This is a genomic window from Methylobacterium sp. AC315 (genome assembly GCF_979253755.1).
In genome coordinates this window covers 296,827-320,957 of sequence record NZ_CEEDEA010000001.1, presented here as the reverse complement: position 1 = coordinate 320,957, position 24,131 = coordinate 296,827, and the positions used below count along the sequence as shown (strand labels likewise).

Below are 24,131 nucleotides of genomic sequence, written 5' to 3'. Positions count from 1 at the left end.
AACCGGGCGCAGCTGAATTTAAGCCGCCGCCTTCTCCGCCGCCAGCTTCGGCGCCTGCGCGCGCAGGCCGAGCAGGTGGCAGATCGCGTAGACGAGGTCGGAGCGGTTCATCGAGTAGAAGTGGAAGTCCTGGACGCCCTCGTCCACCAGGTCGAGCACCTGCTCGGCCGCCACGGCGGCGGCGACGAGCCGGCGGGTCTCCACGTCGTTGTCCAGCCCCTCGAACCGGGCTGCCAGCCAGTAGGGCACCGAGGCACCGGTGCGCCGGGCGAAGTTCGCCGACTGCTTGAAGTTCTGCACCGTCAGGATGCCCGGGATGATCGGGATCGTGATCCCGGCGGCCCGGACCTTCTCGAGATAGCGCAGATAGACTTCGTTCTCGAAAAAGAACTGCGTAATCGCCTGGTCGGCGCCGGCATCGACCTTGGCCTTCAGGGCGTCGATGTCGGCATCGAGGGTGGCGGCCTCCGGGTGCTTCTCGGGATAAGCCGAGACCGAGACTTTGAAGTCGCCGATGCGCTTGATTCCCGCCACCAACTCCGCGGTCGTGGCGTAGCCTTCAGGATGCGGCCGGTAGGCGTGGCCGACGCCGTCGGCCGGATCGCCGCGCAGGGCCACGATGTGGCGGACGCCGACATCCCAATAGGACTGCACAACCGCGTCGATCTCCTCGCGGCTGGCATCCACGCAGGTCAGGTGCGCAGCCGGCTTGAGGGTCGTCTCGCGGATCATCCGGGCGACCGTGTTGTGTGTGCGCTCCCGGGTCGAGCCGCCCGCCCCGTAGGTCACGGAGACGAATTTCGGCTGAAGCGGTGCCAGACGCTCGATCGACGACCACAGGACCTTCTCCATCTCGTCGGTCTTGGGCGGGAAGAATTCGATCGAGACGCGGATCGGGTGGTAGCCGTCTCGGCTGGCGCGGTGGGTGGGGCGGCGCATCGGATCTCGTCCTCTATGTCGGTCGGTTCAGACGATAAGGGTGACAGGTTGTGTGAGGGTCGCGGGACTTCGGGGTCAGGCGACCGCTCGCTGGAGCGGTTCGGCGGCGCGGTCGAGGCCGGCCTGCCGGTGACTCGCTTCCTGCGCGAGCCACAGCGTGACGGTCAGCTGGCCGACCTCCCGGGGCACCAGATCGCGGGTTGCGACCGTGGCGAGCCCAGCCTCGGCCAGCCAGCCGGAGACTTGGTCCGCGGAGAAGCCGAGCCGGCGATGGGCCTGGCTCGTCCGCAGGAATTCGAGATCGTGCGGCGCGAAATCCACCACCAGGAGCCGTCCGCCCGGCGCCACGAGACGCACGGCGCCCCGCAGGGCACGGGCCGGATCGTCGAGATAGTGGAGCACCTGATGCACCACCACCAGATCGAAGCTCGCCCGGGCGAAGGGCGGCGCGTGGATATCGCCCTGGCGCAAGTCCACGCGCGACAAACCCCGCCGCTCCAGGTTGGCCCGGGCGACCGACAGCATGGCGTGGCTCGAATCGAGGCCGGTGGCCCGGACGGCCCGCGGGGCGAGCAGGCCGAGCATCTTGCCGGTGCCGGTGCCGAGATCGATCAGGCTGCCGAGGGGACGCTCGCCCAGCGCATCGAGGACCGCCGCCTCGACCGTCGCCTCGGGAACGTGCAGGGAGCGCAGCTCATCCCATTTGGGCGCCAGTCGGGCAAAGAAAGTCTGGGCCGTCTCGGCCCTCTGGGTGCGGACCGCGTCGAGCCGGGCCCGATCCTCCGAGAGCGGTGGCGTATTCCGGTCCAACCCGGACAGGAGGGGGTCGGCCAGGCCGGCACGGGCCTCGGACAGGCGGAAGAAAGCCCAGGCTCCTTCCCGATGCCGCTCGACGAGACCGGCTTCCACCAAGAGCTTGAGGTGGCGTGAGATGCGCGGCTGCGACTGGCCCAGGATGTCGGTGAGGTCGGAGACCGACAATTCGCCGTCGGTGAGCAGCGCCAGGATGCGCAGGCGCGTCTCCTCGGCCGCCGCGCGCAGGACGCCCAGGGCTTCTGGAAAAGGGATCGATCCCGCCGTTCGACTCTCAGCGCTAGACATAAAGATATGTTTATGTCCGTTTCATCAGAGGCGCAAGGGTGATGTTGCGGTGCCAGCGTATTGCCTGGTTTTTGTGTGCCGGATGCGTGCAGGTGCGTTGCGTGCAGGCACCCGGAGGCGCGCATGTCCCAGACCAAGCTCCCACAGATCACTCTGGTCCGCCACGGTGAGACCGCCTGGAGCTTGTCCGGGCAACATACCGGGCGCAGCGACATCCCGTTGACGCCGGCGGGCGAGGCTGCGGCCCGCACCCTCGCGCCGCGCCTGGCGGCCGGAGCCTATGCGGCCGTCTGGTCGAGCCCGTCGAGCCGCGCGGCGACCACCTGCGCGCTTGCGGGGTTCGGCGCGGACCGCACGATCGATCCGGACCTCGCCGAGTGGGATTACGGCGCCTACGAGGGCCGGACCACGAAGGAGATCCTGGCCGAGCGCCCGGGCTGGCGGCTTTTTCGCGACGGCTGCCCCGGCGGCGAAACGGCCGCCGATGTCGGCGCCCGGGCCGACCGGGTCATCGCCCGGATCCGCGCCCTGGATGCGGACCTGATCCTCTTTTCTAGTGCCCATTGTCTGCGCGTGCTCGCCGCCCGCTGGATCGGCCTGCCGCCGGAGGGCGGCGCGCTGCTGGTGCTCGGTACCGCCAGGGTCAGCGTGCTGGGCTACGAGCACGACCGGAGCGAACCGGTCCTGCGTGCCTGGAACTGCTGATCCCGGCGCTACCGCAGCCAATACCCGTCCGGTGCGAGCGGCGCCGGCATCGGTTCGCCCAGGGCGTGGTGGACGATGCGGTCGACGGCCCGGACCATCGCATCGAGGGGCAGGTCGTTCGGCTCGGTGCCGAACGGCTCCTCCAATTCGTCGCCGAGGGCGTCGAGGCCGAAGAACGTGTAGCCGACGAGCGCCACTACGACCGGCGTCGCCCAGCCGAGCGAGCCCGCGAGGCCCACCGGCAGCAGTAGGCAGTAGAGCCAGGCCGTGCGGTAGACGAGCAGCGTGTAGGCGAAGGGCAGCGGCGTGTTGGCGATCCGCTCGCAGGCGGTGTGCACCCCGGACAGGGCCTCGATCCGGGTTTCCAGGAGGCCGAACTGGATGTCGGTGAGGCGCCCGGCCCGCATCAGCCCGGCGAGGTCGCGGGTCATGGCGGCCAGGACCGAATCGGTCGGGTTCGGGCCGCAGAGGTCCGAGCCCGGCGCCTTCCCGTCCACCGTGCGGGCCTCGTCGAGGCCGCGCAGGCGGGCGTGCAGGCCGTGCGCGAAGGCCGACAGGCGCCGCAGCTGGGGTGCCGCCTCGGCGGCCGGCAGCAGGGCCGGCATCAGGCGGGCGAGGTTGCGCACCTCGCCGATCAGGCTGCCCCAGGCCTTCCGAGCCTCCCACCAGCGCTCGTAGCAGGCGTTGTTACGGAAACTCAGGAAGATCGACAGGGCGAGGCCGACCAGCGTGAACGGCGCGACCCCGGCGGTCACCGGGAAGAAAGCGGGCCAGCGCGCCTCCGCCCAGACCACCAGGCAGGAGACCGCGACGATCCCGACGAGTTTCTGGGCCACCCGCGGCAGGATCGAGCCCTGCATCGTGAACAGCAGGGTGAACAGGTTGGGCCGGGTGCGGACGATCATCGGGGCTTCGCGGTAGCGGGTGCGGCCCTCCTGCCCTGCCCTCCCGGCATGGGCAAGGGGCCCGCCGTACACGTCCCTGTGGTCTCCCGCCTGTGGTCTCCCGCCGCCTTGCCCCGGGCTGCGCCGCCCGGCCGGGCCTTGGAGGTAACTTTCAGGTTCGCCCGACGACCGCGATGTCCAAGGCTCCTCCGGCACCGGCGCATCGGCATCCCGGAGCGGCGGCCAGCTCTTGAGCCGGTGTTATCGGTCGGCTTCCCAGAGCCAGGCCGCCCCGCGCACCCCGGAGGCGTCGCCATGGAGGCTGGCGCGCACGGGGGTGTCGAAGGCGTCGGAGAAGACGTGCGGGGCGATCGCACCGGGCAGTCCGGCGATCAGCTCGGGGATGCGCGACAGGCCGCCGCCAATCACGATCACGTCCGGATCCAGCAGGTTGACCACCTGGGCCGCGGCGCGCCCGAGCCGGTCGAGATGCGTCGTCAGGGTTTTCCGCGCGTCCTCGTCGCCGTCGCGGGCGGCGGAGACGACAGCCTCGGCGGTGCGATGGCCGCCGTGCCGACGGGCATGGTCGGCGGCGAGTCCTGGCCCGGACAGCCAGGTCTCGACGCAGCCCCGGCGACCGCAATAGCAATCCGGTCCTGGCTGCTCGTCGGGGGTGGGCGCCGGCAGGGGGCCGTGGCCCCACTCGCCCGCGATGCCGTTGCGGCCGGTGAGCACGCGGCCGTCGATGGCGATGCCCGATCCGACCCCGGTGCCCAGGATTACCGCCCAGACCACCCGGGCGCCGGCCCCGGCGCCGTCGACCGCCTCAGAGACCGCGAGACAGTTGGCGTCGTTCTCGATTCGGACCGGACGGTCGAGCCGCTGCGCGAGGTCGATCCCGAACGGATGACCGTTGAGCCAGTGGGAGTTGGCGTTGCGCACGAGGCCGGTCGCCGGCGACAGGCTGCCGGGCATGCCGATGCCGACGCTGCAAGGAGCGCCGGACGCGGCGCCGGCTTCGGCTTCCAGTCGCTCCACCAGGGCGGCCAGGGCGTCGAGGGTGCCCCGGTAATCGCCGCGCGGGGCCGGGACCCGGGCCTCGGCCAGGGTCGCGCCGCTGGAATCCAGCACGATCCCGGCGATCTTGGTGCCGCCGAGATCGATGCCGAGGCGAGCCCGCCCGCTGGGCGCCGGCATCACTCCGCCGCGGCGACCTTGGTGACCTTGGTGTCGGTCCCCATCGGCTGCGGCGCGTGATCGGAGATGTCGGTGCCGATCGCGACCGGATGGGCCATGACCTCGTTGAGCTTGGCCATGTCGAGCTCGCCCTCCCAGCGGCTGACCACCACGCAGGCGACGCCGTTGCCCACGAGGTTGGTGAGCGCGCGGCACTCGGACATGAACTTGTCGATACCGAGCACCAGGGTCATGGCGGCGACCGGGACCGGGCTGTTCGGGATCGCCGAGAGCGTGGCCGCCAGGGTGATGAAGCCGGCACCCGTGACGCCGGAGGCGCCCTTCGAGGTCAGCATCGCCACCAGGATGATCGTCGCGTATTGCGCGAAGGTCAGGTCCGCACCCACCGCCTGCGCCAGGAACAGCGTGGCGAGCGTCATGTAGATGTTGGTGCCGTCGAGGTTGAACGAGTAGCCGGTCGGGACCACGAGGCCGACCACCGAATCCGAGGCGCCGAGCCGGCGCATCTTGGTCATCAGCTGCGGCAGCACGGTCTCCGACGAGGACGTGCCGACCACGATCAGCAGCTCGTCCTTGATGTAGGCGAGGAAGCGGAAGATCGAGAAGCCCGCGACCTTGGCGATGCTGCCCAGTACCACGACCACGAACAGGATCGCGGTGACGTAGAAGGTGCCGACCAGCCAGGCGAGGTCGTAGACCTTCTGGATGCCGTACTCGCCGATGGTGAACGCCATCGCGCCGAAGGCGCCCACGGGGGCGAGCTTCACCACGATGCCGATGATCTTGAAGAAGATCTGCCCGGCGGTATCGATCGCGCTGTTCACCGCGGCCGCGCGCTCGCCGAGGCTGGTCACGACCACGCCGGTGAGGATCGAGATCAGAAGCACCTGCAGCAGGTCGCCGGTGGCGAAGGGATCCAGGAAGCTCTTGGGGATGATCGCCAGGATGTGGGCGACGGTGGAATCGGCGGCCGCCTTGTTGGCGTAGCTCGCGACCTTGCTGGCATCGAGCTTCGTCGGGTCGGCGTTGAAGCCGGCACCCGGCCGGATCACCTCGCCGACCAGCACGCCGATCAGCAGCGCCAGGGTGGAGACGACCTCGAAATAGACCAGCGCCTTCACGCCGACCCGGCCGACCTTCTTGAGATCACCGACAGACGCGATGCCGTGTACGATGGTGCAGAAGATGATCGGCGCGATCATCATCTTGATCAGGCCGATGAAGGCGTCGCCGAGCCACTTCATCGCCTTGCCGGTGGCCGGGTCGTACCAGCCCAGCAGGACGCCGAGCACGATGGCGATCAGGACCTGGATATAGAGGACCTTGTACCAGGGCTCGCGGGGAGCGCCGGGCGCGGTCGTCGCGTGGGTTGCGTGTGCCATATCCATCCCGTGCACGGTTGCCGTGCATCCTCCCGATATGGCGGCACGCTAGCGATAATCGTTCCCCGCCTCAACGGCGGCTCTGCCTTACTCCTCGAACGAAGTGTGACAAAAACCTATCGATCCCCGGCCGAAAGATCTCGGCGGCGGATATTCATCAGCCAACCTAGTCGATCCATACCAGACGGATCGAATCAACGGTTCGCACGCGACCTCCCGACAGGCCTCATCGTCCCCGCGCGCCTGGTGCGCCGGGGGCATGGCCCAAGAAGTCTCCTCACGCTGGACGCGGGACGCCGCGGGAACCCAGGTGTCGGCCAAGTTACGCGCGGGATCCGATCCCCGCGGCGACCCGCGGCATCGGCCGGGCATGGTCCCCGGCCGGTGCCGTCTGTCTCGTCGCGATGTCTGTGCGACGCCCCGATCCCCGCGACTCCGTGTTAGCGGTCACTGCCCATGGCGCCCAAGCCGCAATCGCAGCCGAGACGCCCCCGGAACCCGCATCACCGCCGTGGCCTTCCACCCGACATCCGCCTCGTAGTGGGCGGGTCCGCAGGTTTCTGAGGGTCACGCCCAGATCCGGGTCGCCGCGGGGGCATTTCCGCACCCCGCCGGGCAGACTACCGCCCGATCTTCACGCCCGCATCCGAGACACGCCCTGCATCGGCACGCCGCCCGGGGCGATGGCGGCTGAGAGCCACCGACGCGGGCATCGCCCCATCCCCCGAGCCCGCCGGTCAGCCACCGGACGGACCCCCGAGGAGCGCCGTGGAGTCACCCCCACACCGCCGAAGGACAGGTGACGGCTAATGAGCACAAAATAGGAACATTGTCAAGGGCGGCGTAGGGTGCCGATCGGCCTGCACCCGGTCGCGCGCGGTCCCTCGCCCAAGGATCCGCCGTTCTCGAGCGCGTGCTCTGCTCGGATGCGTCGCTGCGCCCGCGATGACGGAAAGGGCCGCGGGGCGCTCCTCACCCCACGCGTTCGAGCCGGCTCGCGAAAAAGCCGTCCAGGCCGCCGCGGGCGCCCGGGACCTCGGGCAGGTGGCACGGCAGGGTGCGCAGGTCCCCGTTGCCGTCGATCATCTCGGCGGCGCCGCCGATCTCCTCCGGCCGCACCGGCACGCGCGCAAAGCGGGTGTCCCGGGCCAGGAAGGCGGCGATCTGCGCTTCGCCCTCCTCGGGCTCCAGCGAACAGGTGCAGTAGACCAGCCGGCCGCCCGGGCGCACCAACTCGGCCGCGCTCTGGAGGAGCCTGACCTGGAGCAGCGACAGCCGGATGATGTCGGACTTCGACTTGGTCCAGGCCACGTCGGGGTGGCGCCGGATCGTGCCGGTGGCCGAGCACGGGGCGTCGAGCAGCACCGCGTCGTGGTCCTGGGCCTGGAAGGCCAGGGCGTCGGAGACCGCGATCTCGACGTCGAGGCCGAGGCGGGCGACGTTCTCGCGGAGGCGCTCCAGCCGCGGCGCCGAGCGGTCGACCGCCGTCACCCGCGCGCCGGTGGCAGCGAGCTGCATCGTCTTGCCGCCCGGGGCGGCGCAGAGATCGAGCACCCGGGCGCCCGCCTGCGGGGCGAGCAGCCGCGCCGGGATCGCGGCGGCGGCGTCCTGAACCCACCAGGCGCCCTCCTGGAAGCCCGGCAGGTCGGGAATCGCCGGCCCGTTCTCCGGCAGCCGGAGGGAGCCGGTCGGCAGGCGCACCGCACCGAGCGGCTCGACCCACGCGGCCGCGTCGCCGCGTGGGGTCAGGTCGATCGCCGCCCCGGCGAGATGGGCCTGCGCGATGGCGGCCGCTCGCTCCGGTCCGTAGGCCGCAAGCCAGCGGCTCGCCAGCCAGTCCGGCGTGTTGACGGCCAGCGCGTCGGCGGAGGCGGCCAGGATCGCGTCGCGCTCCCGCACGACCCGGCGCAGCACCGCGTTGACCAGGCCGGCCAGATGCGCGGTGCGGTTGTCCCCCTTGGCGAGTCGCACCGCGCAATCGACCGCGGCGTGGTCGGGGACCGCGAGGTCGAGGATCTGGGCCGTCGCGGTGGCGAGCAGCGCGGTGAGCCGCGGCTTGTCGACCGGCAGGCCGCGCTCGAGCCGGGCGGCGAGGGCCGCCCGGATCAGGCCGTAGCGCCGGAAGGTCGCCACCGCGATCGCCCGGGCCAGGCCCGCATCGGCGGGGCTCAGGTTCTCCGTCCGGATCGCCTGAGCCAGGGTCTCCTCGAGGGCCGGGGGGCGCTCCTGGCCGATGATCTCGGCCACCGCATTCAGGGCGGCCCGCCGGGCGCCGAGCCCCGCGGTGTCGGGCGTACCCGTCGATGTCTCGACCGGAATGTTGCGGCCTGTGTCCCGCGATGCCACTTCTACTCCTGAACCCGATGATCCGCTGACACACGCCCTCACACCCGAGCGACCGCGATGCAAGACCCGAACGGACAGGATGCGACCGATGGCGCCGCCGCGGCCCCGCGCAAACTCAGCCCTGCGGCCGAGCGTGCCCTGGCCGAGGCGGCCGAGCGCCGGGCCGCGATCGACGCCCGCGCGGCTGCGATCCGCGCCGCGCCGGAGCATCTCGGCCGCGGTGGCCTGGAGCCGGTGCGCTACCAGGATTGGGAGGTGAAGGGTCTCGCGGTCGATTTCTGAGCCGCCCCCCGACCCTACTCCGCGGGCACGCCCTCGAAGGGCGTCGGCGGCGGCTTGGCCCTGGCCTCCGCCGCGCCCGCCCCGAACCGGCGGTACCAGAGCCCGGTGAGGATCGGCACCAGGATCGACGTGACGATGATGCAGATCGTCACCAGCACCGTGGCGGTCTGCGCCGCCGGGGCGAATTGCGGCGCCACCGCCGCGATCGCCAGCGGGTTGGCGGCGGCCGCCCCGGCGGTGGACGAGGCCGCGAGCCCCGCCGTCCCGGTTCCGCCCCCGATGGCCTTGTCGGCCAGGATCAGCGGTATCCCGGTGAGCACGATGACGGCCAGCGCGAGCACGATCCCGAGTCCGGCGAGGGGCGAGAGCAGGTTGTTGAGATCCACCGTGTTGCCCAGCGCGAAGGCGAAGAACGGGATCATCAGCTGGCCGCCCGGGGCGAACAGGGCGCGCAGTTTTGGATCGAGGTTGCCGAGCAGGAATCCGACCAGGAACGGCAGCACCGCGCCGACGAAGATCTGCGGCTCGAAATGCGCCGCCCCGGAAGCGCCCAGGATGATCATGCTCATCAGCGGGCCGGACTCGATCGAGGTCAGGATGAACGCGCCCGCCTCCTCCCGGCTGCCGTAGGTCTGCATCAGGGAGGCGTAGAGCCCGCCATTGGTCATATCCATCGCGCAGACGATCGCGAGGATCGAGAGGCCCGCGAAGAAGCCGGTCTGGATGCCCTCGGGCGGGATGAACAGCGCAGCCACCAGCACGATCGCCCAGGCCGACAGCAGCTTGGTCAGCACGAGGGTGCCGGACTTGCGTAGGACGGTGCCGGTCGCCTTCAGGCTGACCGACGCGCCCATGCAGAAGAACCAGACCGCCAGGATCGGGATCACCCCGGTCATGATCCCCTGCGTGAAGCCCTTGAAATAGGCCGGCGCTCCCGGCGCGAACGTCTTGCACAGGGCGCCCAGCAGGAGCGGGACCAGCATGAGCCCGCCGGGAATCCTGTCGATCGCCGCCTTGATCTGCATGGCGCGTCCCTCCGGTCGATTCGGCGACGCGCCGGACCCGAACGGATTCGCGGCGTCGCACCGGCCCACGCCTCTGTCGGGCGCCTTGTCGGACCGGTACCGCATCCTGTTGTCGCCCCCGGGAGGCGTCAAGCGGCGACCCAGGCCGAGGCCGCGACACCGGGCGCGGAACGTCGCGGGCCGGGCGCCGTTGGGCTGGTTCACCGACAGGAGACGATGATGGCGACGAAGGTATCGGCCCACGGCGCGGCCGCGGGACCGCACGGCGAGATCACCCTGGCCCGCGGCGAGCGACTCGGCATGCGCATGTGGCGGGCCGAGGAGCCGAACGCCGACAAGCCGATGACGTCCTCGCCCCACGAGACCGTGGGCTACGTCATCAGCGGCCGGGCGGAGCTGGTGGTCGGCGGCGAGACGGTCGCGCTCGCGCCAGGGGATTCCTACTGTGTGCCGGCGGGCGCCGAGCACACCTACCGGATCCTCGAGACCTTCACGTCCGTCGAGGCGACGGCGCCGCCGGCGAAGTAAGGGAAATCCCTCACCGGGTCATGTAGACCTGCGCGCCGACATCAACCCGGGCGTAGAGATCGACCACATCCTGGTTGTACATCCGGATGCACCCATAGGACGCGTAGGTCCCGACTGAGTTCGGCCGGTTGGTGCCGTGGATCGCGTACTCTCCGCCGGCCAGCGTCATCGCGGCCGCCCCCATCGGGTTGCTGGGCGAGCCGCCCGCGATGACGTTCGGCAGCCGGGGGTTGTCGCGCTTGACCTCGGCCGGCGGCGACCAGGCCGGGGCGACGTACTTGCCGTCGATCGCGGCCGTGCCGAACCATTGCTTGCCGGGCTTGCCCACCGCCACGGGATAGCGGATCGCGGTGCCGTCGCCGTTCACCAGGTAGAGCTTGCGCTGGGACACGCTGATCACCACCGAGCCCGGCGCGACGCCGTTCTGGAACGGCACCACCTCCCGCGCCTGGGCCGCCCCGAAGCAACCCGCCAGCATCGCGCCGGCCAAACCGAATAAAGCCGTCACCCGACCCGACATCCTGGACTTCCTCGACAAGCGTGAGCGTATGCCGGCCAGTAATCCACGGCCGCGCTTGCCGTTCCCTTGAGCGCTATGGTTGACGCTCTGCTTCTCCCGGGAAGTCTTGGGGAGGGTAAAGAAGTAGCCTCAATCGTGAGGCCGGACGGCTCAGCGCTCAAACAACTCGGCGCCGCGGGGGTCTTCCGCCTGCCAGCCGTGGCGCTCCAGTTCCGGGTCGCGATGCTCCTCGACCGGATGGCCGACGCACAGGTAGGCGACGAGCCGCCAGGTCTCCGGCACCGCAAGGATCCCGGCGACGCGGGCGGGCTCCAGGATCGAGACCCAGCCGACCCCGAGTCCGCGCGCCCGCGCCGCCAGCCAGAAGCACTGCACCGCCCCGACCACCGAATAGGCCAGGGTCTCCGGCATGCTGGCGCGGCCGAGGCCGAGGCCGGTCTCGGTGGCGTCGTCGCAGAACACCGCGAGGTGTTCCGGCGCCTCGTTCAGGCCGGCGAGCTTGAGCGCCCGGTAGCGGGCGGCCCGTGCCGCGTCGTAGCCCTCCGCGGCTGCCGCGTTGCAGCGGGAGAAGTCGCTTGCCACGGCAGCGCGCCGGGTCGGGTCGGACACGCGTACGAACCGCCAGGGCCGGCTGTTGCCCACCGACGGCGCCCGGTGCGCCGCGGCCAGGCAGGCGCGCAGGGCGTCCGGGTCCACGGCGTCCGGCCGGAACCGACGCACGTCGCGGCGCCACGCGAACAGCGTGTCGAGGGCCTGGATGAAGCTGACGTCGAAGGCGGGCGGACCCATGATGCGGCTCGCCTTACCTGCATCCGGCGTCAAACGGGAGAACGAAAACACCCCGGCCGCGCATCGGAGCCGGCAGCGGCCTCTCGGGACGACCCTCCTGCCGGGGCGCGGGACAGGCCACGAAAAAAGGCCGCCCAGAGGGGCGGCCTGAAGTCATTGGGTCTCGAAACCTCGGAGTGCCGAATTCTGGAATCCCGACCGGCGACCGAAGGCTGGGGAGCTGGGTTTCGGCCGCTGGTCCGGCAGGAGCCGGCGAGGTTCAGGCAGTATTGTGCCAGTGCAACGCGGCCCGGGAAAGGCGGCATTCGGGCGGAACCGTGTTTTTTGTCGCTTGGATGTGTCGTGGGCGACACGGGGTCCCGGCGCGGCCACCCTTGCGGGTCGCGGGCGCGGGGGCCATCATTCGGCACAGCATGGGCACCACGGAGTGACGATGACGGAGCGGACGAGCGCGGAGTCGAGGCCCGAGGAAGCGGCGGGCCATGTCATTCCGTTCCCCGCCCGTGCGGAACCCCCGCAGATCGCCTTCAACCGGGACGAGCTGCGCACGATCTTCAACCTCTACGGCCGGCAGGTCGCGGCGGGCGAGTGGCGCGACTACGCCATGGATTTCCGCCGGGACAAGGCGGTGTTCTCGATCTACCGCCGCGCCTCCGAGATGCCGCTCTACCGGATCGAGAAGGACCCGAAGCTCGCCCGCCGCCAGGGCGCCTACGCGGTGATCGCCGCCAGCGGACTGGTGATGAAGCGCGGGACCGAGCTGGCCCGGGTGCTCGCCGTGCTGGAGCCCCCTCCCCGGGCGGTGTGAGTGTTCCAGGATCGCCTCAGGCGAGGTTCAACCGCTCGACGGTGCTGACGATGTCCGCCTGAACCTCCGGCGGCAGCAGCAGGATCGGCCGCGGTGGTTCGGCGCGGCAGAGGCCGAGATGGTCGGCGAGGGCGTAGACCACCCGCAGGCTCGAATGCGCCTTGAACAGCGTCCAGAGCGGCGCGAGCGCTTCGTTCAGCGCCCGGGCCTGCGCGGCGTCGCCGGCCTCGGTGGCGCGCACGATCGCCAGGCAGGTTTTCGGAAACAGGCCGCCGGCCACGCTGAACCAGGCCGTACCGCCCGCGAGCAGCGCCTCGGTCACGTTCCAGTCTCCGCTGAACCCGACCGGAAACTCCGCCGGGACCGCTTCCGTCAGACCGGCAACTCCCGCTTCGGCCGCCGCCGGCTCCGGCGCGGGGCATTTGGCCGCCACGACGCCCGGCAGGCGCGCGATCCGGCCGATCAGCGCGGGCGAGAACTGGAAATGCGTGGTCGCCGGGTTGTCGTAGATCACGAGCGGCAGGCCGCCCTCCCCCGCCACGGCCGCGAAATGCCGATACACCTCGTCGTCGGTGAGCGGCGTGTACGAGACGGGGGCAAGCAGGCCCACGTCGGCCCCCGCGGCCCGGGCCGCCCGAGCGTGCCGGATCGCGTCGTCGGTGCGCAGCGCCCCGATCCCCACCAGAAGCGGCACGCGGCCGGCCACCGCCTCGGCGGCGATCTCGACGACGCGGCGCCGCTCGTCCGGGGACAGGTAGGCGTAGGTTCCGGTGCTGCCTAGCAGGCCGATCGAATCGACCCGTGCATCGACGAGGCGTTCCAGCAGCCGGCACAAGGCGGCTGCATCGACGCGGCCGTCCGCGTCGCTCGGGGTGATCGGGAAGGCGGAGAGGCCGGAGATCGGTTGGGGCATGCCGGCATGATAGCTGCCCTCACCCGATCCGCGCAGGCCAAAAAAGAAGCCCCGGCGGTTTCGCGCCGGGGCTTCTGGATCCGGGTTCTTGCAGGACTTAGCGGCGGTCGCCGACCAGGCTGAGCAGGAACTGGAACATGTTGATGAAGTCGAGATAGAGGGTCAGGGCGCCGTTCACCGACATCTTGGCCGCCATCTCACCGTCGAAGCTGCTGGAGAGATACATCTCCTTGAGCTTCTGGGTGTCGTAGGCGGTCAGGCCCGCGAAGATCAGCACGCCGAGCACCGAGATGGCGAACTGCAGCGCCGACGAGGCGAAGAAGATGTTCACCAGCGAAGCCAGGATGATGCCGATCAGGCCCATCATCAGGAACGAGCCCATGCCCGACAGGCTGCGCTTGGTCGTGTAGCCGTAGAGGCTCAGCGAACCGAACGCCGCCGCCGTGATGAAGAACACCCGCACCACGCTCGCCCCGGTGAAGACCAGGAGGAGCGAGGACATCGAGGCGCCCATCACCGCCGCGAAGGCCCAGAACATCGTCCGGGCCGACGAGGCCGACATCCGGTCCATCCGCATCGAGAAGACGAAGATGAACGCGAGCGGGGCCAGCATCAGAACCCACTTGAGCGGGCTCGTGTAGAGGGTCTGACCGAAGGAGGTCAGGATCGGGCGCGTACCCTGGTAGGACGCAACCGCGGCCATGTTCAGACCGAGGGCGACGAGGCCGGAGATGCCCAGCCCGACGACCATGTTGTTGTAGACGCCGAGCATGAAGGTGCGCAGGCCCTGATCGACATCGACCTGGGTGCCTGCGTACCCGGACGGCTGCTGGGCGCCGTACCGGAAGGGAGAGTTCTCGAATGCCATGGGAGTTTCCTTGCGGAGGCTCTCTCAGCGTGGTGTTTCGGGCGAGGCCCACGCAGGACCTCTGGCGCCAGGCTGGCACCTCGCACAGGAATATGTTGCGCGGCCGCCGCCCGCACAAGTCCCCAGCTACGGTTGCGGGGGCGCTTTTCCGGTGTCGGAGGATGTATTTTTGTCCATGAAGTCAGGGATTAAAACGGATTCCCGCGCTCACGGCCCCGGGTTCGACTGGCGGTTGCCCGGATCGCATCGGGTCGATGTCTCTCCGCCCAAGTCTTAACCATGCGCGGAGACCGGAAGCGGGGCCGCGAAGACCAGCGGTCAGAGCGCGCACCGCCGAAATGGGTACCGGTCCGGCGTCAGCGAGTGCGACTAATCAAGGCTCTAGATCTGCCGGAGATACGGCGCCGGCTTCTGGCCGAGGATGCGCCACGTGCCGGCCAGCCCGAGCAGGATCGCCAGCGCCACCGCGGCGGTCGCCGCCACAAGCGCGCCGGACAGGTCGAGGCGGAAGTCGAGGTGCATGACCTTCGCGACGATCACCCAGCCGGCGAGGCTGCCGGCGGCGAGGCCGAATACGGCCGTGGCGAGCCCCAGGGCGGCGTACTCGATGGCGTAGGCGCTGAGTAGCCGTGTCCGGCTGGCGCCCAGGACCTTCAGCACCACGGCGTCGTAGAGGCGGGCCCGGTGGCCGGCCGCAATGGCCCCGGCCAGCACGAACAGGCTCGCCAGCACCGCCACCGCGCTCGCCCCGCGGATCGCCAGGACCAGGCGGCCGACGAGGTCGCCGATCGCGTCGAGCGCGTCCTTCACACGCACGGCGCTCACCGACGGGAACGTCTTGGCGACGTCGCGCAGGATGCGGTTCTCGGCGCCGGCATCGGTACCGCCGGGCAGCGACAGGGTCGCGAGATCCGAGTGGGGGGCGCCCCGGAAGGTGCCGGGCGAGAACACCATGACGAAGTTGATGCCGAGGTTGCGCCACTCCACCCGGCGCAGGTTGAAGATCGTCGCGGTCAGGTCGCGCCCGAGCACGTTGACGGTGACGGTGTCGCCGACCTTCAGCCCGAGCTGGCGCGCGAGGTCCGCCTCGAACGAGACCAGCGGCTTGGCCCCCTGCTCGGCGCTCCACCACGCCCCCTCGGTGAGGGTCGAGCCTTCCGGCACCGTGTCGCCGTAGGTGATGCCCCGGTCGCCGTCGAGGACCCAGGCGGCGTCCTCCGGGGGGCGGATCTTGTTGGCCGGCACGCCGTTAAGGGCGACGATCCGGCCGCGCATCATCGGCACGTCCTCGATCTTGCCGTTGGGGGCCGAGCGCGCCAGGAACGCGCGGAATTCGGCGGCGTCGCGGGACGGGATATCGAGGAAGAACAGGTTCGGCGCACGCGCCGGCAGGGTCGCGCTGATCGTCCGGCGGACGTTGGCGTCGATCAGGCTGAGGGTGACCAGCAGGGTCACGCCGAGCCCGAGGGACAGCACGATGGCGGGGGTCAGCGCGCCCGGCCGGTGGAGGTTCGCCAGCGCCATCCGGGGCGCCGGCCAGCGCGGATGCGGCAGGCGGCGGGCGAGCGCCATCAGGCCGAGCGCCACCCCGTGCAGCAGCGCGAACGCGATAGCGGCGGCCGCGATGAAGATCAGGGCCACGCGCCGGTCGAACGCCGTGCCGACCGCCAGGCCGACCAGGGCGGCGAGGCTGAGGGCCAGCCAGATCCGGTAGCGCCAGCGCGGGCTGACCCGGGCAGGATCGACCGTGTCGCGGAACAAGCCCGAGACCGGCACGTCGTGGGCACGGCCGAGCGGCGTGATCGCGAACGCGAAGGCGGTCAGCAGCCCGTAGGCGGCGGCGAGCAGCAATTCCCCGGGCGCCAGCGTCGGGTTCAGGGGCAGCGGCAGGTCGGCGGAGAACAGCGCATCCAGGACGAACGGCAGGCTCGCACCGACCGCGAGGCCGATCGCCGTGCCGATGCCCGCGATCAGCATCACCTGGGTCAGGTAGAGGGCGACCACCTGCGAGCCCGGGGCGCCGACGCTCTTGAGCGTCGCGATCGAGGGCCGCTTGCGCTCCACGAAGGCGTGGACCGCGTTGCCGACGCCCACGCCCCCGACGATCAGCGCCGTCAGTCCCACCAGGGTCAGGAACTGGGTGAAGCGCTCGATGCTCTTGGCGAAGCGCGGGTCGGCGTTGCCGCGAGACCGGATCTCCCAGCCGGCCTCCGGAGTCGCGGTTCGGATCCGCACCTGCGCGGCGTCGAGGTCCGGGTCCCGGGCGGCGTCTTTCGGCAGGACGATCCGGTAGCTCCAGCGGTTGAGGCTGCCCGGCTGGACGAGGCCGGTGGCGCGCAGCGTCGGCTCCGAGATCATCAGCCGCGGGCCGAAGCCGATGCCGCCGGCGATCTTGTCGGGCTCGGAGGTAAGCGTGCCGCGGATCACGACCGGGTGCCCGGCGAGCGCGATCCGGTCGCCGACCTTGACGTCGAGGCGGGTGAGCAGGGCCGGGTCCGCGAGGGCGCCGGGCGTCCCGTCGCGTTCCGCCAGCAGGTCGGCGAGCCGGCCCGGCGGATCTGTGACGAGTTCGCCGGCCGCCGGGTAGGTCGCGGGATCGACGGCCTTCAGCTCCACCAGCGCGGCTTCGCCACCGGCCGCCACCGCCATGGCACGCAGGGACGCCACGGCGTCGACCGTGCCCTCGCGCGACAGGGCCTGCCGCTCCGCGTCGGTCGCCTCGCGGTTGATCAGGTTGTAGGCGAGGTCGCCCCCGAGGATCCGCCGCCCCTCCCGGCCGAGACCGTCGGAGAGCGAGCGCGAGATCGACGCCACGCCGGCGATCGCCGCGACGCCGAGCGCGATGCAGGCGAGGAACACCCCGAAGCCGGACAGGCCCGCGCGCAATTCGCGCACGGCCAGACGCAGGGTGAGCGGGATGCGCCGAGGCGCGGGCTCGGGATGCGAGATCGTGCCGTGCATCAGGCGCTCACCGCCTCCTCGACCCGGCCGGAGCGCAGGCGCACGGTGCGGTCGCACAGGCGGGCGAGGCCGTTGTCGTGGGTGACCAGCACCAGGGTGGCGCCCCGGTCGCGCTTCAGCCGGAACAGCAGGTCCACGATCTGCCGGCCGGTGGCCTCGTCGAGGTTGCCGGTGGGCTCGTCGGCCACCAGGATCGCCGGATCGGGGGCGACTGCCCGGGCGATGGCGACGCGCTGCTGCTCGCCCCCGGAGAGCTGGGCCGGATAATGGTGCAGCCGGTGCCCGAGGCCGACCGCCTCCAGCTCGGCGCGGGCCCGCTCCAGGGCGCCGGGCCGGTCGGCGAGCTCGAGCGGCAGCGCGACGTTCTCCAGCGCGGTCATGGTCGGAACGAGGTGGAAGGCCTGGAACACGATTCCGATCCGCCGGCCCCGGAACCGGGCGAGCGCGTCCTCGTCGAGGCGGGCGAGGTCGGTGTCCTCGATCACCACGCCGCCGGAATCGGGTCGCTCCAGCCCGGCCATGACCATCAGCAGCGTCGACTTGCCCGAGCCCGAGGGGCCGACCAGCCCGACTGCTTCGCCGCGATCGACGGTGAGCGAGATTCCGCGCAGGACGTGGACCCGGGCGGCACCGCGTCCCAAGCTGAGATCGATGTCGGACAACGCGATCGCCGGCTCGCGCAGCACCTTGCCGTTGCTCACCGGGCGGCCGATCTGTGGGCGATGACGAGCATGGCGCGCGAGGTCCTGACTTGGCTGCTGACTTGGCCGCTGACGTGGCGACGAACTTGGCGGCACCGCCCGTTGATGCACCGCGATATGGGGGGCGCATTGGGGCTACGCCATGACGGCGCCGGCCGCGTTCGGCGGGCCGCCCTGTTTGTCGCAGCGCTAGCGGGTCTGGTATTCCCTTTCATGACAGCGACTCACGCCGCCACCACCGGCCCGGTCAAGCTCGTCGCCCTCGGGGACAGCCTCACCGCCGGCTACCGCCTGCCATCCGACGCAGCCTTCCCGACCGTGCTGGAGCGCCTGCTCAAGGCCAAGGGCGCGGACGTGACCGTCGCCAATGCCGGCGTCTCCGGCGACACCGCCACGGGCGGCCTCGACCGGGTCGACTGGTCGGTGCCGGACGGGACCGCCGGGGTGATCCTGGAACTCGGCGCCAACGACATGCTGCGCGGCACCGACCCGAAGGTCACCGAGGGGGCGCTCGCGGCGATCATCGAGCGGTTGCAGGCCAGGGGGATCCCGGTGCTGCTCGCCGGCATGCAGGCCGCCCCCAATCTCGGGCCGGACTACAAGGCGCGGTTCGACGCGATCTACCCGACCCTGGCCAAGCGCTACGGGCTGACCCTCTACCCGTTCTTCCTCGACGGGATCATCGGCGACCGGGCCCAGCACCTCGACGACGGGCTGCACCCGAACCGGCAGGGCGTCGAGACCATTGCGGCCCAGATCCTCCCCACGGTCGAGACTTTCTTGGGCGGCCTCCGGCAGGGGGCATCGCGGTAATGCCGCGCCTGTTCACAGGGCTCGCGATCCCGACGGAGATTGCCGAGGCGCTGCGGATCTACCGGGGCGGCCTGCCCGGCGCGCGCTGGATCGAGCCCGGCGACTACCACGTCACCCTGCGGTTCCTCGGCGATGTCGAGGTGCCCGCGGCCGAGGACGTGCTGGAGGCGATGGCCGAGATGCGGGTGCGCCCCGCCCTCACGGTGACCCTCGACGGGCTCGGAATCTTCGGAGGCGACAGGCCGCGGGCCCTCTATGCGTCGGTGGCACCGAGCCCGGAGCTGATCGACCTCCAGGCCGAGCAGGAGCGGCTGGTGCGGCGCACCGGCATCGCGCCCGAACGCAGGAAGTTCACACCCCACGTCACCCTGGCCCGCCTCAAGCGCGACGCCAGCCCGGAGGCGGTGGCGATGTATCTCTCCCAGGCTCCGGCCTTCGCGCCCCTGGCCTTCACCGCCGACCGGGTGACCATGTTCTCGGCCAAGGAATCGACCGGGGGCGGGCCGTACCTCGCGGAGGCTGAGTTTCCGTTCGTCTAACGCCCGCAGTCCAACCCACCACCTCAGGATGAGGGCGTTGGGTTGGATCCCCGGACTGGACCTACAGCCGCCGCAGCGCCACGCTCTCGATCCGGTGGCTCGCGCCCTTGGTCAGGATCAGGCTGGCCCGCTGTCGGGTCGGTAAGATGTTCTCGCGCAGGTTCGGCAGGTTGATCGTGGTCCAGAGCCGGTCGGCGATGTCCAGCGCCTCGGTCTCCGGCACCTCGGCGTATTTCCGGAAGTACGAGCGCGGGTCCCGGAACGCGGTCTGGCGCAGCTTCATGAACCGGGTGACGTACCAGCGGTGCAGGTCGTCCTCGTGGCCGTCGAGATAGATCGAGAAGTCGAAGAAGTCGGAGACGAACGGGATCGCGGTGCCGTCCCGCGGCAGGCGGGCGGGCTGGAGCACGTTCAGGCCCTCGACGATCAGGATGTCGGGGCTCTCGACCACCCGCTCCTCCCCCGGTACCCGGTCGTAGACCAAGTGGGAGTAGAGCGGTGCGGTCACGCGCTTGTGCCCGGCCTTCACGTCGTGGAGGAAGCGCAGCAGCGAGGCGGTGTCGTAGCTCTCTGGGAACCCCTTGCGCTCCATGATGCCGTTGGCGGTGAGCGCGGCGTTGGGGAGCAGGAAGCCGTCGGTGGTGACGAGGTCGACCTTCGGGGTGTTGGGCCAGCGGGCCAGCAGCGCGGCCAGGATGCGGGCGGTGGTCGACTTGCCCACCGCCACCGATCCGGCCAGGCCGATGATGTAGGGGGCCTTGGTCTCGCGCTCGGCCAGCAGGAAGCGCTGCGTCGCCTTGAACAGCCCCTGCGTCGCCGCGACGTAGAGCGAGAGCAGCCGCGACAGCGGCAGGTAGATCGCCACCACCTCCTCGACCGAGATCGGGTCGTTGATCGACTGCAGCCGCTCGATGTCCTCGGCCTTGAGGGTCAGCGGCGTGTCGGCGCGCAGCTGCGCCCATTCCTCGCGGTTGAACCGGCGATACGGCGAGAGCCGATCCGATCCGTCGAGGATCGCCTCGACGGAGCCCGGCAGCGCGGCCGCGTTCACGCGGGCTGCCTCGCGGCCTTCTCGGCGATCCCGCTCTGGGCGGTGCGGCGTTCCAGCTCCGCCATCACGGCGTCGAGCTCGACGCCGCCGGCGCGAAGCAGAACAACCAGGTGGTAGAGAACGTCCGCGGCCTCGTTCCGGAGGCCGGTCTTGTCGCCCTGCACGGCCGCGATGGCCGCCTCCACGGCCTCCTCGCCGAGCTTCTTCGCCGCCTTCGCTGGGCCTTCCGACAGGAGCTTGGCCGTGTAGGAGGTCTCCGGGTCGGTCCCGGCGCGGCTCGCGACGAGCTTGGCGAGGTCGTCGAGCGTGTAGGCGGTCATGACGCGATCTGCATGTGAGGTCGTCTGTAGAGCAACGTCCTGGATATCCGATCCGGTACGATGCGCCAGCGTTTGATGGTGCATCATCGTTCCCCGAAAGCCGGCAACCGCCGCTCGGGATGATGCTTGAAGGTCCGGCCGACGCCGTATTCGGCAGGAAACTGCGCTGCAGCCGCCCGGCGATCAAGCCGCGCGGGTGAAAGCGCCCCGGCTTTGTCGGGCTTATGCGGGGTCGAAATCGATCCGGGACGGTGCTCAGCCGTTCGGCAGGTGCCGGGCCAGCGATTCCAGCACGGCCATGCGCACCGCCACCCCCATCTCGACCTGCTCGCGGATCAAGGACTGCGCGCCGTCTGCGATCTCCGAGGAGATCTCGACCCCGCGGTTCATCGGACCCGGATGCATCACCAGGGCGTCCGGTTTGGCGAGCGCCAGCTTCTCGCCGTCCAGGCCGAAGTACCGAAAATACTCCTTCACGGAGGGCACGAACGAGCCGTTCATGCGCTCGCGCTGGAGGCGCAGCATCATCACGATGTCGCAGCCGTCCAGGCCCTTGCGCATGTCCGTGAAGGTCTCGACGCCGAACCGCTCGATTCCCGCGGGCAGCAGCGTCGAGGGGGCGATCAGGCGAACCCGGGCGCCCATCGCCTGCAGCAGGATGATGTTCGAGCGCGCCACCCGCGAGTGCAGGACGTCGCCGCAGATCGCGACCTGAAGCCCTTCGATCCGGCCCTTGTTGCGGCGGATCGTCAGCGCGTCGAGCAGCGCCTGGGTCGGATGCTCGTGCGCCCCGTCGCCGGCATTCACTACCGCGCAATCGACCTTGCGGGCGAGCAGATGCACCGCACCGGCCGATTCGTGGCGCACCACGATGATGTCCGGCCGCATGGCGTTCAGCGTCGCCGCGGTGTCGATCAGGGTCTCGCCCTTCTTCACCGAGGACGAGGCCACCGACATGTTCATCACGTCGGCGCCGAGTCGCTTGCCGGCGAGTTCGAACGACGACTGAGTCCGGGTGGAGGGCTCGAAGAACAGGTTGATCTGCGTGCGGCCCCGCAGGGTCGTGCGCTTCTTCTCCACCTGCCGCGAGATGTCGACGGCGGCGTCGGCGGCGTCGAGCAGCCCCTCGATGTCGGGGCGGGTCAGGCCCTCGATGCCGAGGAGATGCCGGTGCGGGAAGGCCGGGGGCGCGGGGCTCGTCATGATGAGACCGGGGTGTAGGTCCGGCCGGTCGTTCCGGCAAGGCGGACGAGCGCCTGCGGCCCTTTTCATGGCCTGTGCCGGCGGCCTTTTTTCACCGGTTGGTAACTTCGGCGCCCGCGCCACGTATCAGCCGGATCGCGCGGCATTCGCGCCGCCATCGCCTCGCGAGACGCACGCTTGAGAACCGATACTCTGGACGCCGCCCCGGCGCTCGAAGCCCCGGAGACCGTCGACGCCTCCGGGCGGCGCTGGTTCTACCGGCACCCCGCGGTGATCCGGGTGGCGCATTGGGTCAACGCGGGGGTGCTGCTGGTGCTGCTGATGAGCGGCCTGCAGATCTTCAACGCCCACCCGGCGCTGTACTGGGGGGCGGTCTCGACCTTCGACGATCCGGCCCTGGCGATCACCAGCGAGCAGGGACGCGACGGCACGAATCGCGGTGTGGTGACGGTCGGATCGCACAGCTTCGACACGACCGGGGTGCTCGGCCTGTCCCGGGAGGGCGGCACCGCGGTGGACCGGGCCTTCCCGGCCTGGGCGACCCTTCCGGCCGATCAGGACCTCGCCACCGGGCGGCGCTGGCATTTCCTGTTCGCGTGGCTCCTGGTGATCAACGGCGCGGTCTATCTGCTCTACGGGCTGTTCAGCGGCCAGCTCCGCCGCCGCCTGATCCCGGACGGCGACCAGATCCGCGACTTCGCCGGCTCCGTGAAGGAGCACCTGCTCTTACGCTTCCCCGAAGGTGAGGAGGCCAAGCGCTACAACGTGATCCAGAAGCTGACCTACCTCGTCGTGGTGCTGGGCCTCCTGCCCGCCATGGTGCTGGCGGGGCTCGCCATGTCGCCCGGCGTCGACGCCGCCTGGCCCTGGCTGCCGGAGCTGTTCGGCGGCCGGCAATCGGCGCGCAGCATCCACTTCATCGCCGCCGGGCTGCTGGTGCTGTTCGTCGTCGTCCACGTGCTCCTCGTTCTGGTCTCCGGCCTCGTCAACAACATGCGCGGCATGCTCACCGGCTGGTTCAGCCTCGGCCGTCCCGAGAAGGAGACCGTGCGATGATCCTGCACCGCCGCAAGCTGCTCACCGCCGGCGCCGGATTGGCGGGGACCGCCCTGCTCGGCGGCTGCGACCGCTTCGCCGGGACCGAGACCGGGCGCCGCACCCTCAAGGTCGGCGAGGATGCCAACCTGTTCGTTCAGCGGCTGCTGATGTCCCCCGCCACCCTGGCCCGGGAATATCCGGCCGCGATGATTTCGCCGTGGTTCAAGCCGAACGGCACCATCGACCCGCCGGACAGGGATTTTCGCGCCCTGGCGGCCAAGAAATTCGCCGACTTCAAGCTGACGGTCGACGGGCTGGTGCAGACGCCGCTGTCGCTCAGCCTTGCGGACCTGCGCGGGTTGCCGGCGCGCACCCAGATCACCCGCCACGATTGCGTCGAGGGCTGGAGCTGCATCGGCCAATGGTCGGGCGTGCCGCTGGCCGAGCTGCTCACCCGGGCCGGCCTGAAGCCGCAGGCGCGCTACGCCGTGTTCCATTGCGCCGACACGCTGGAATATGCCGGCGGCGGCCTCGAGGGCGGCGACGGCGCCTCCCTGTGGCGCCCCGAGCATCCGGGCTCGGTCCGCGACGGCATGATCCAATTTGCCGCCGCCGAGGATTGGGGCGGTGCCCCGCCCAAGGCCGACAAAGGCACGGACGACAAAGGCACGGACGACAAAGGCACGGACGATTGGGGCCAGGGCGCGCCGGAGCCGGAGGCGCCCGAGGATAAGCGGACCCCGATCCGCTACTACGAGAGCATCGACCTGTTCGACGCCGTCAACCCGCAGACGATCCTCGCCTACGACCTCAACGGCAAGCCGCTGCCGGTCTCGAACGGCGCCCCCCTGCGCCTGCGCGTCGAGCGCCAGCTCGGCTACAAGCAGGCCAAGTACGTGATGCGGGTCGAGCTGGTGGACTCGCTGGCGGGCTTCGGCCAGGGCAGCGGCGGCTACTGGGAGGATCGCGGCTACGAGTGGTACGCGGGGATCTGAACAGGTCGAGCCCGCCCCGCCGTCAGTGCGCGCGCGGCGGGGCAACCCGGTCTGGCGCGCGATCCCCGCGTGTAGCGCTGGGCAGGTCGCTTAGCTGGGCAGGTCGCTTGGCTGGGCGTCCCACGACGGCATGAGGCAAGCCGGCCAGGTCGACGGTGATTGCCGGCGATCCGCAATCCTGTCGGATGCGCGCCCCGCGCATGACAGCCCCGGCGAGCCGTTC

General features: G+C 70.6%; 24 protein-coding genes. 8 read left to right on the top strand and 16 right to left on the bottom strand.

The window, feature by feature from the left end; genetic code table 11:
* Positions 1–18: 18 nt before the first annotated feature.
* Positions 19–939 (bottom strand): methylenetetrahydrofolate reductase [NAD(P)H], encoded by a 921-nt coding sequence (metF, locus tag AC0IY0_RS01470; RefSeq protein ID WP_419830212.1) that lies wholly within the window; start codon positions 937–939, stop codon positions 19–21.
* A gap of 75 nt (positions 940–1,014) precedes the next feature.
* On the bottom strand, positions 1,015–2,040 hold the full coding sequence (locus AC0IY0_RS01465; RefSeq protein ID WP_419830213.1) for an ArsR/SmtB family transcription factor: 1,026 nt from the start codon (positions 2,038–2,040) through the stop codon (positions 1,015–1,017).
* A gap of 123 nt (positions 2,041–2,163) precedes the next feature.
* Here AC0IY0_RS01465 and AC0IY0_RS01460 point away from each other — a divergent pair, with 123 nt between their 5' ends.
* Complete coding sequence (locus AC0IY0_RS01460; RefSeq protein ID WP_419830214.1) at positions 2,164–2,745, top strand: histidine phosphatase family protein; 582 nt, start codon at positions 2,164–2,166, stop codon at positions 2,743–2,745.
* Positions 2,746–2,753: 8 nt separating this feature from the next.
* On the opposite strand, the gene AC0IY0_RS01455 is transcribed toward AC0IY0_RS01460, so the two are convergent.
* The 4 genes from AC0IY0_RS01455 to AC0IY0_RS01440 all read right to left on the bottom strand — a co-directional run bounded on the left by AC0IY0_RS01455 (position 2,754) and on the right by AC0IY0_RS01440 (position 8,554).
* Positions 2,754–3,650 carry a bestrophin family protein gene (locus tag AC0IY0_RS01455; protein WP_471763019.1) on the bottom strand — a complete coding sequence of 299 codons (897 nt, stop codon included), beginning with the start codon at positions 3,648–3,650 and terminating at the stop codon, positions 2,754–2,756.
* Positions 3,651–3,890: 240 nt separating this feature from the next.
* On the bottom strand, positions 3,891–4,826 hold the full coding sequence (locus AC0IY0_RS01450; protein WP_147906969.1) for an ROK family protein: 936 nt from the start codon (positions 4,824–4,826) through the stop codon (positions 3,891–3,893).
* Positions 4,826–6,208 (bottom strand): dicarboxylate/amino acid:cation symporter, encoded by a 1,383-nt coding sequence (locus AC0IY0_RS01445; RefSeq protein WP_147906968.1) that lies wholly within the window; start codon positions 6,206–6,208, stop codon positions 4,826–4,828. The genes AC0IY0_RS01450 and AC0IY0_RS01445 overlap by 1 nt, the downstream gene beginning before the upstream one ends.
* 972 nt (positions 6,209–7,180) lie before the next feature.
* Positions 7,181–8,554, bottom strand: coding sequence for an RsmB/NOP family class I SAM-dependent RNA methyltransferase (locus AC0IY0_RS01440; RefSeq protein ID WP_471762885.1), 1,374 nt, complete (start codon positions 8,552–8,554; stop codon positions 7,181–7,183).
* A 57-nt stretch (positions 8,555–8,611) separates the two neighbouring features.
* Here AC0IY0_RS01440 and AC0IY0_RS01435 point away from each other — a divergent pair, with 57 nt between their 5' ends.
* Complete coding sequence (locus AC0IY0_RS01435) at positions 8,612–8,836, top strand: DUF1674 domain-containing protein (RefSeq protein WP_147897031.1); 225 nt, start codon at positions 8,612–8,614, stop codon at positions 8,834–8,836.
* 14 nt (positions 8,837–8,850) lie between these two features.
* On the opposite strand, the gene AC0IY0_RS01430 is transcribed toward AC0IY0_RS01435, so the two are convergent.
* Entirely contained in the window at positions 8,851–9,861 is a 1,011-nt protein-coding gene (locus tag AC0IY0_RS01430) for a 2-keto-3-deoxygluconate permease (protein ID WP_419830215.1), read from the bottom strand.
* Between the two features lie 219 nt (positions 9,862–10,080).
* Between AC0IY0_RS01430 and AC0IY0_RS01425 the strand changes: the two genes are divergently transcribed.
* Positions 10,081–10,389 carry a cupin domain-containing protein gene (locus AC0IY0_RS01425; protein ID WP_147856879.1) on the top strand — a complete coding sequence of 103 codons (309 nt, stop codon included), beginning with the start codon at positions 10,081–10,083 and terminating at the stop codon, positions 10,387–10,389.
* A 10-nt stretch (positions 10,390–10,399) separates the two neighbouring features.
* On the opposite strand, the gene AC0IY0_RS01420 is transcribed toward AC0IY0_RS01425, so the two are convergent.
* Positions 10,400–10,909: a L,D-transpeptidase gene (locus tag AC0IY0_RS01420; RefSeq protein ID WP_147907943.1), complete on the bottom strand. Its 510-nt coding sequence runs from the start codon at positions 10,907–10,909 to the stop codon at positions 10,400–10,402.
* A 150-nt stretch (positions 10,910–11,059) separates the two neighbouring features.
* On the bottom strand, positions 11,060–11,698 hold the full coding sequence (bluB, locus tag AC0IY0_RS01415; protein ID WP_471762883.1) for a 5,6-dimethylbenzimidazole synthase: 639 nt from the start codon (positions 11,696–11,698) through the stop codon (positions 11,060–11,062).
* 433 nt (positions 11,699–12,131) lie between these two features.
* Here bluB and AC0IY0_RS01410 point away from each other — a divergent pair, with 433 nt between their 5' ends.
* Positions 12,132–12,506 (top strand): DUF2794 domain-containing protein, encoded by a 375-nt coding sequence (locus AC0IY0_RS01410; RefSeq protein WP_147857607.1) that lies wholly within the window; start codon positions 12,132–12,134, stop codon positions 12,504–12,506.
* Positions 12,507–12,522: 16 nt separating this feature from the next.
* On the opposite strand, the gene AC0IY0_RS01405 is transcribed toward AC0IY0_RS01410, so the two are convergent.
* From AC0IY0_RS01405 to AC0IY0_RS01390, 4 genes are all read right to left on the bottom strand, one after another.
* On the bottom strand, positions 12,523–13,419 hold the full coding sequence (locus AC0IY0_RS01405; protein WP_471762882.1) for a dihydrodipicolinate synthase family protein: 897 nt from the start codon (positions 13,417–13,419) through the stop codon (positions 12,523–12,525).
* Between the two features lie 97 nt (positions 13,420–13,516).
* The gene (locus AC0IY0_RS01400; protein WP_147907945.1) at positions 13,517–14,287 is read right to left on the bottom strand and encodes a Bax inhibitor-1/YccA family protein; all 771 of its coding nucleotides are present in this window, start codon (positions 14,285–14,287) and stop codon (positions 13,517–13,519) included.
* Between the two features lie 381 nt (positions 14,288–14,668).
* Positions 14,669–17,248 carry an ABC transporter permease gene (locus AC0IY0_RS01395; RefSeq protein WP_419830217.1) on the bottom strand — a complete coding sequence of 860 codons (2,580 nt, stop codon included), beginning with the start codon at positions 17,246–17,248 and terminating at the stop codon, positions 14,669–14,671.
* Positions 17,248–17,949: an ABC transporter ATP-binding protein gene (locus AC0IY0_RS01390; RefSeq protein ID WP_419830218.1), complete on the bottom strand. Its 702-nt coding sequence runs from the start codon at positions 17,947–17,949 to the stop codon at positions 17,248–17,250. The genes AC0IY0_RS01395 and AC0IY0_RS01390 overlap by 1 nt, the downstream gene beginning before the upstream one ends.
* 213 nt (positions 17,950–18,162) lie before the next feature.
* Here AC0IY0_RS01390 and AC0IY0_RS01385 point away from each other — a divergent pair, with 213 nt between their 5' ends.
* Together AC0IY0_RS01385 and thpR are read left to right on the top strand one after the other, a co-directional pair.
* Positions 18,163–18,762 carry an arylesterase gene (locus AC0IY0_RS01385; protein WP_147939461.1) on the top strand — a complete coding sequence of 200 codons (600 nt, stop codon included), beginning with the start codon at positions 18,163–18,165 and terminating at the stop codon, positions 18,760–18,762.
* The gene (thpR, locus tag AC0IY0_RS01380) at positions 18,762–19,301 is read left to right on the top strand and encodes an RNA 2',3'-cyclic phosphodiesterase (protein ID WP_147907948.1); all 540 of its coding nucleotides are present in this window, start codon (positions 18,762–18,764) and stop codon (positions 19,299–19,301) included. The genes AC0IY0_RS01385 and thpR overlap by 1 nt, the downstream gene beginning before the upstream one ends.
* A gap of 61 nt (positions 19,302–19,362) precedes the next feature.
* Here thpR and coaA read toward each other — a convergent pair whose 3' ends face one another.
* The 3 genes from coaA to AC0IY0_RS01365 all read right to left on the bottom strand — a co-directional run bounded on the left by coaA (position 19,363) and on the right by AC0IY0_RS01365 (position 21,875).
* Positions 19,363–20,352: a type I pantothenate kinase gene (coaA, locus tag AC0IY0_RS01375; protein WP_419830219.1), complete on the bottom strand. Its 990-nt coding sequence runs from the start codon at positions 20,350–20,352 to the stop codon at positions 19,363–19,365.
* Positions 20,349–20,672 (bottom strand): phosphoribosyl-ATP diphosphatase, encoded by a 324-nt coding sequence (locus tag AC0IY0_RS01370; protein WP_147907950.1) that lies wholly within the window; start codon positions 20,670–20,672, stop codon positions 20,349–20,351. The genes coaA and AC0IY0_RS01370 overlap by 4 nt, the downstream gene beginning before the upstream one ends.
* 255 nt (positions 20,673–20,927) lie before the next feature.
* Positions 20,928–21,875 carry an aspartate carbamoyltransferase catalytic subunit gene (locus AC0IY0_RS01365; protein WP_147907951.1) on the bottom strand — a complete coding sequence of 316 codons (948 nt, stop codon included), beginning with the start codon at positions 21,873–21,875 and terminating at the stop codon, positions 20,928–20,930.
* A 192-nt stretch (positions 21,876–22,067) separates the two neighbouring features.
* On the opposite strand from AC0IY0_RS01365, the gene AC0IY0_RS01360 reads away from it, so the two are divergent.
* Both AC0IY0_RS01360 and AC0IY0_RS01355 read left to right on the top strand, forming a co-directional pair.
* A complete protein-coding gene (locus AC0IY0_RS01360; RefSeq protein ID WP_419831065.1) occupies positions 22,068–22,931 on the top strand; it encodes a cytochrome b/b6 domain-containing protein in 864 nt (287 codons plus the stop codon).
* On the top strand, positions 22,928–23,908 hold the full coding sequence (locus AC0IY0_RS01355; RefSeq protein WP_471762880.1) for a molybdopterin-dependent oxidoreductase: 981 nt from the start codon (positions 22,928–22,930) through the stop codon (positions 23,906–23,908). The genes AC0IY0_RS01360 and AC0IY0_RS01355 overlap by 4 nt, the downstream gene beginning before the upstream one ends.
* Positions 23,909–24,131 lie beyond the last annotated feature (223 nt).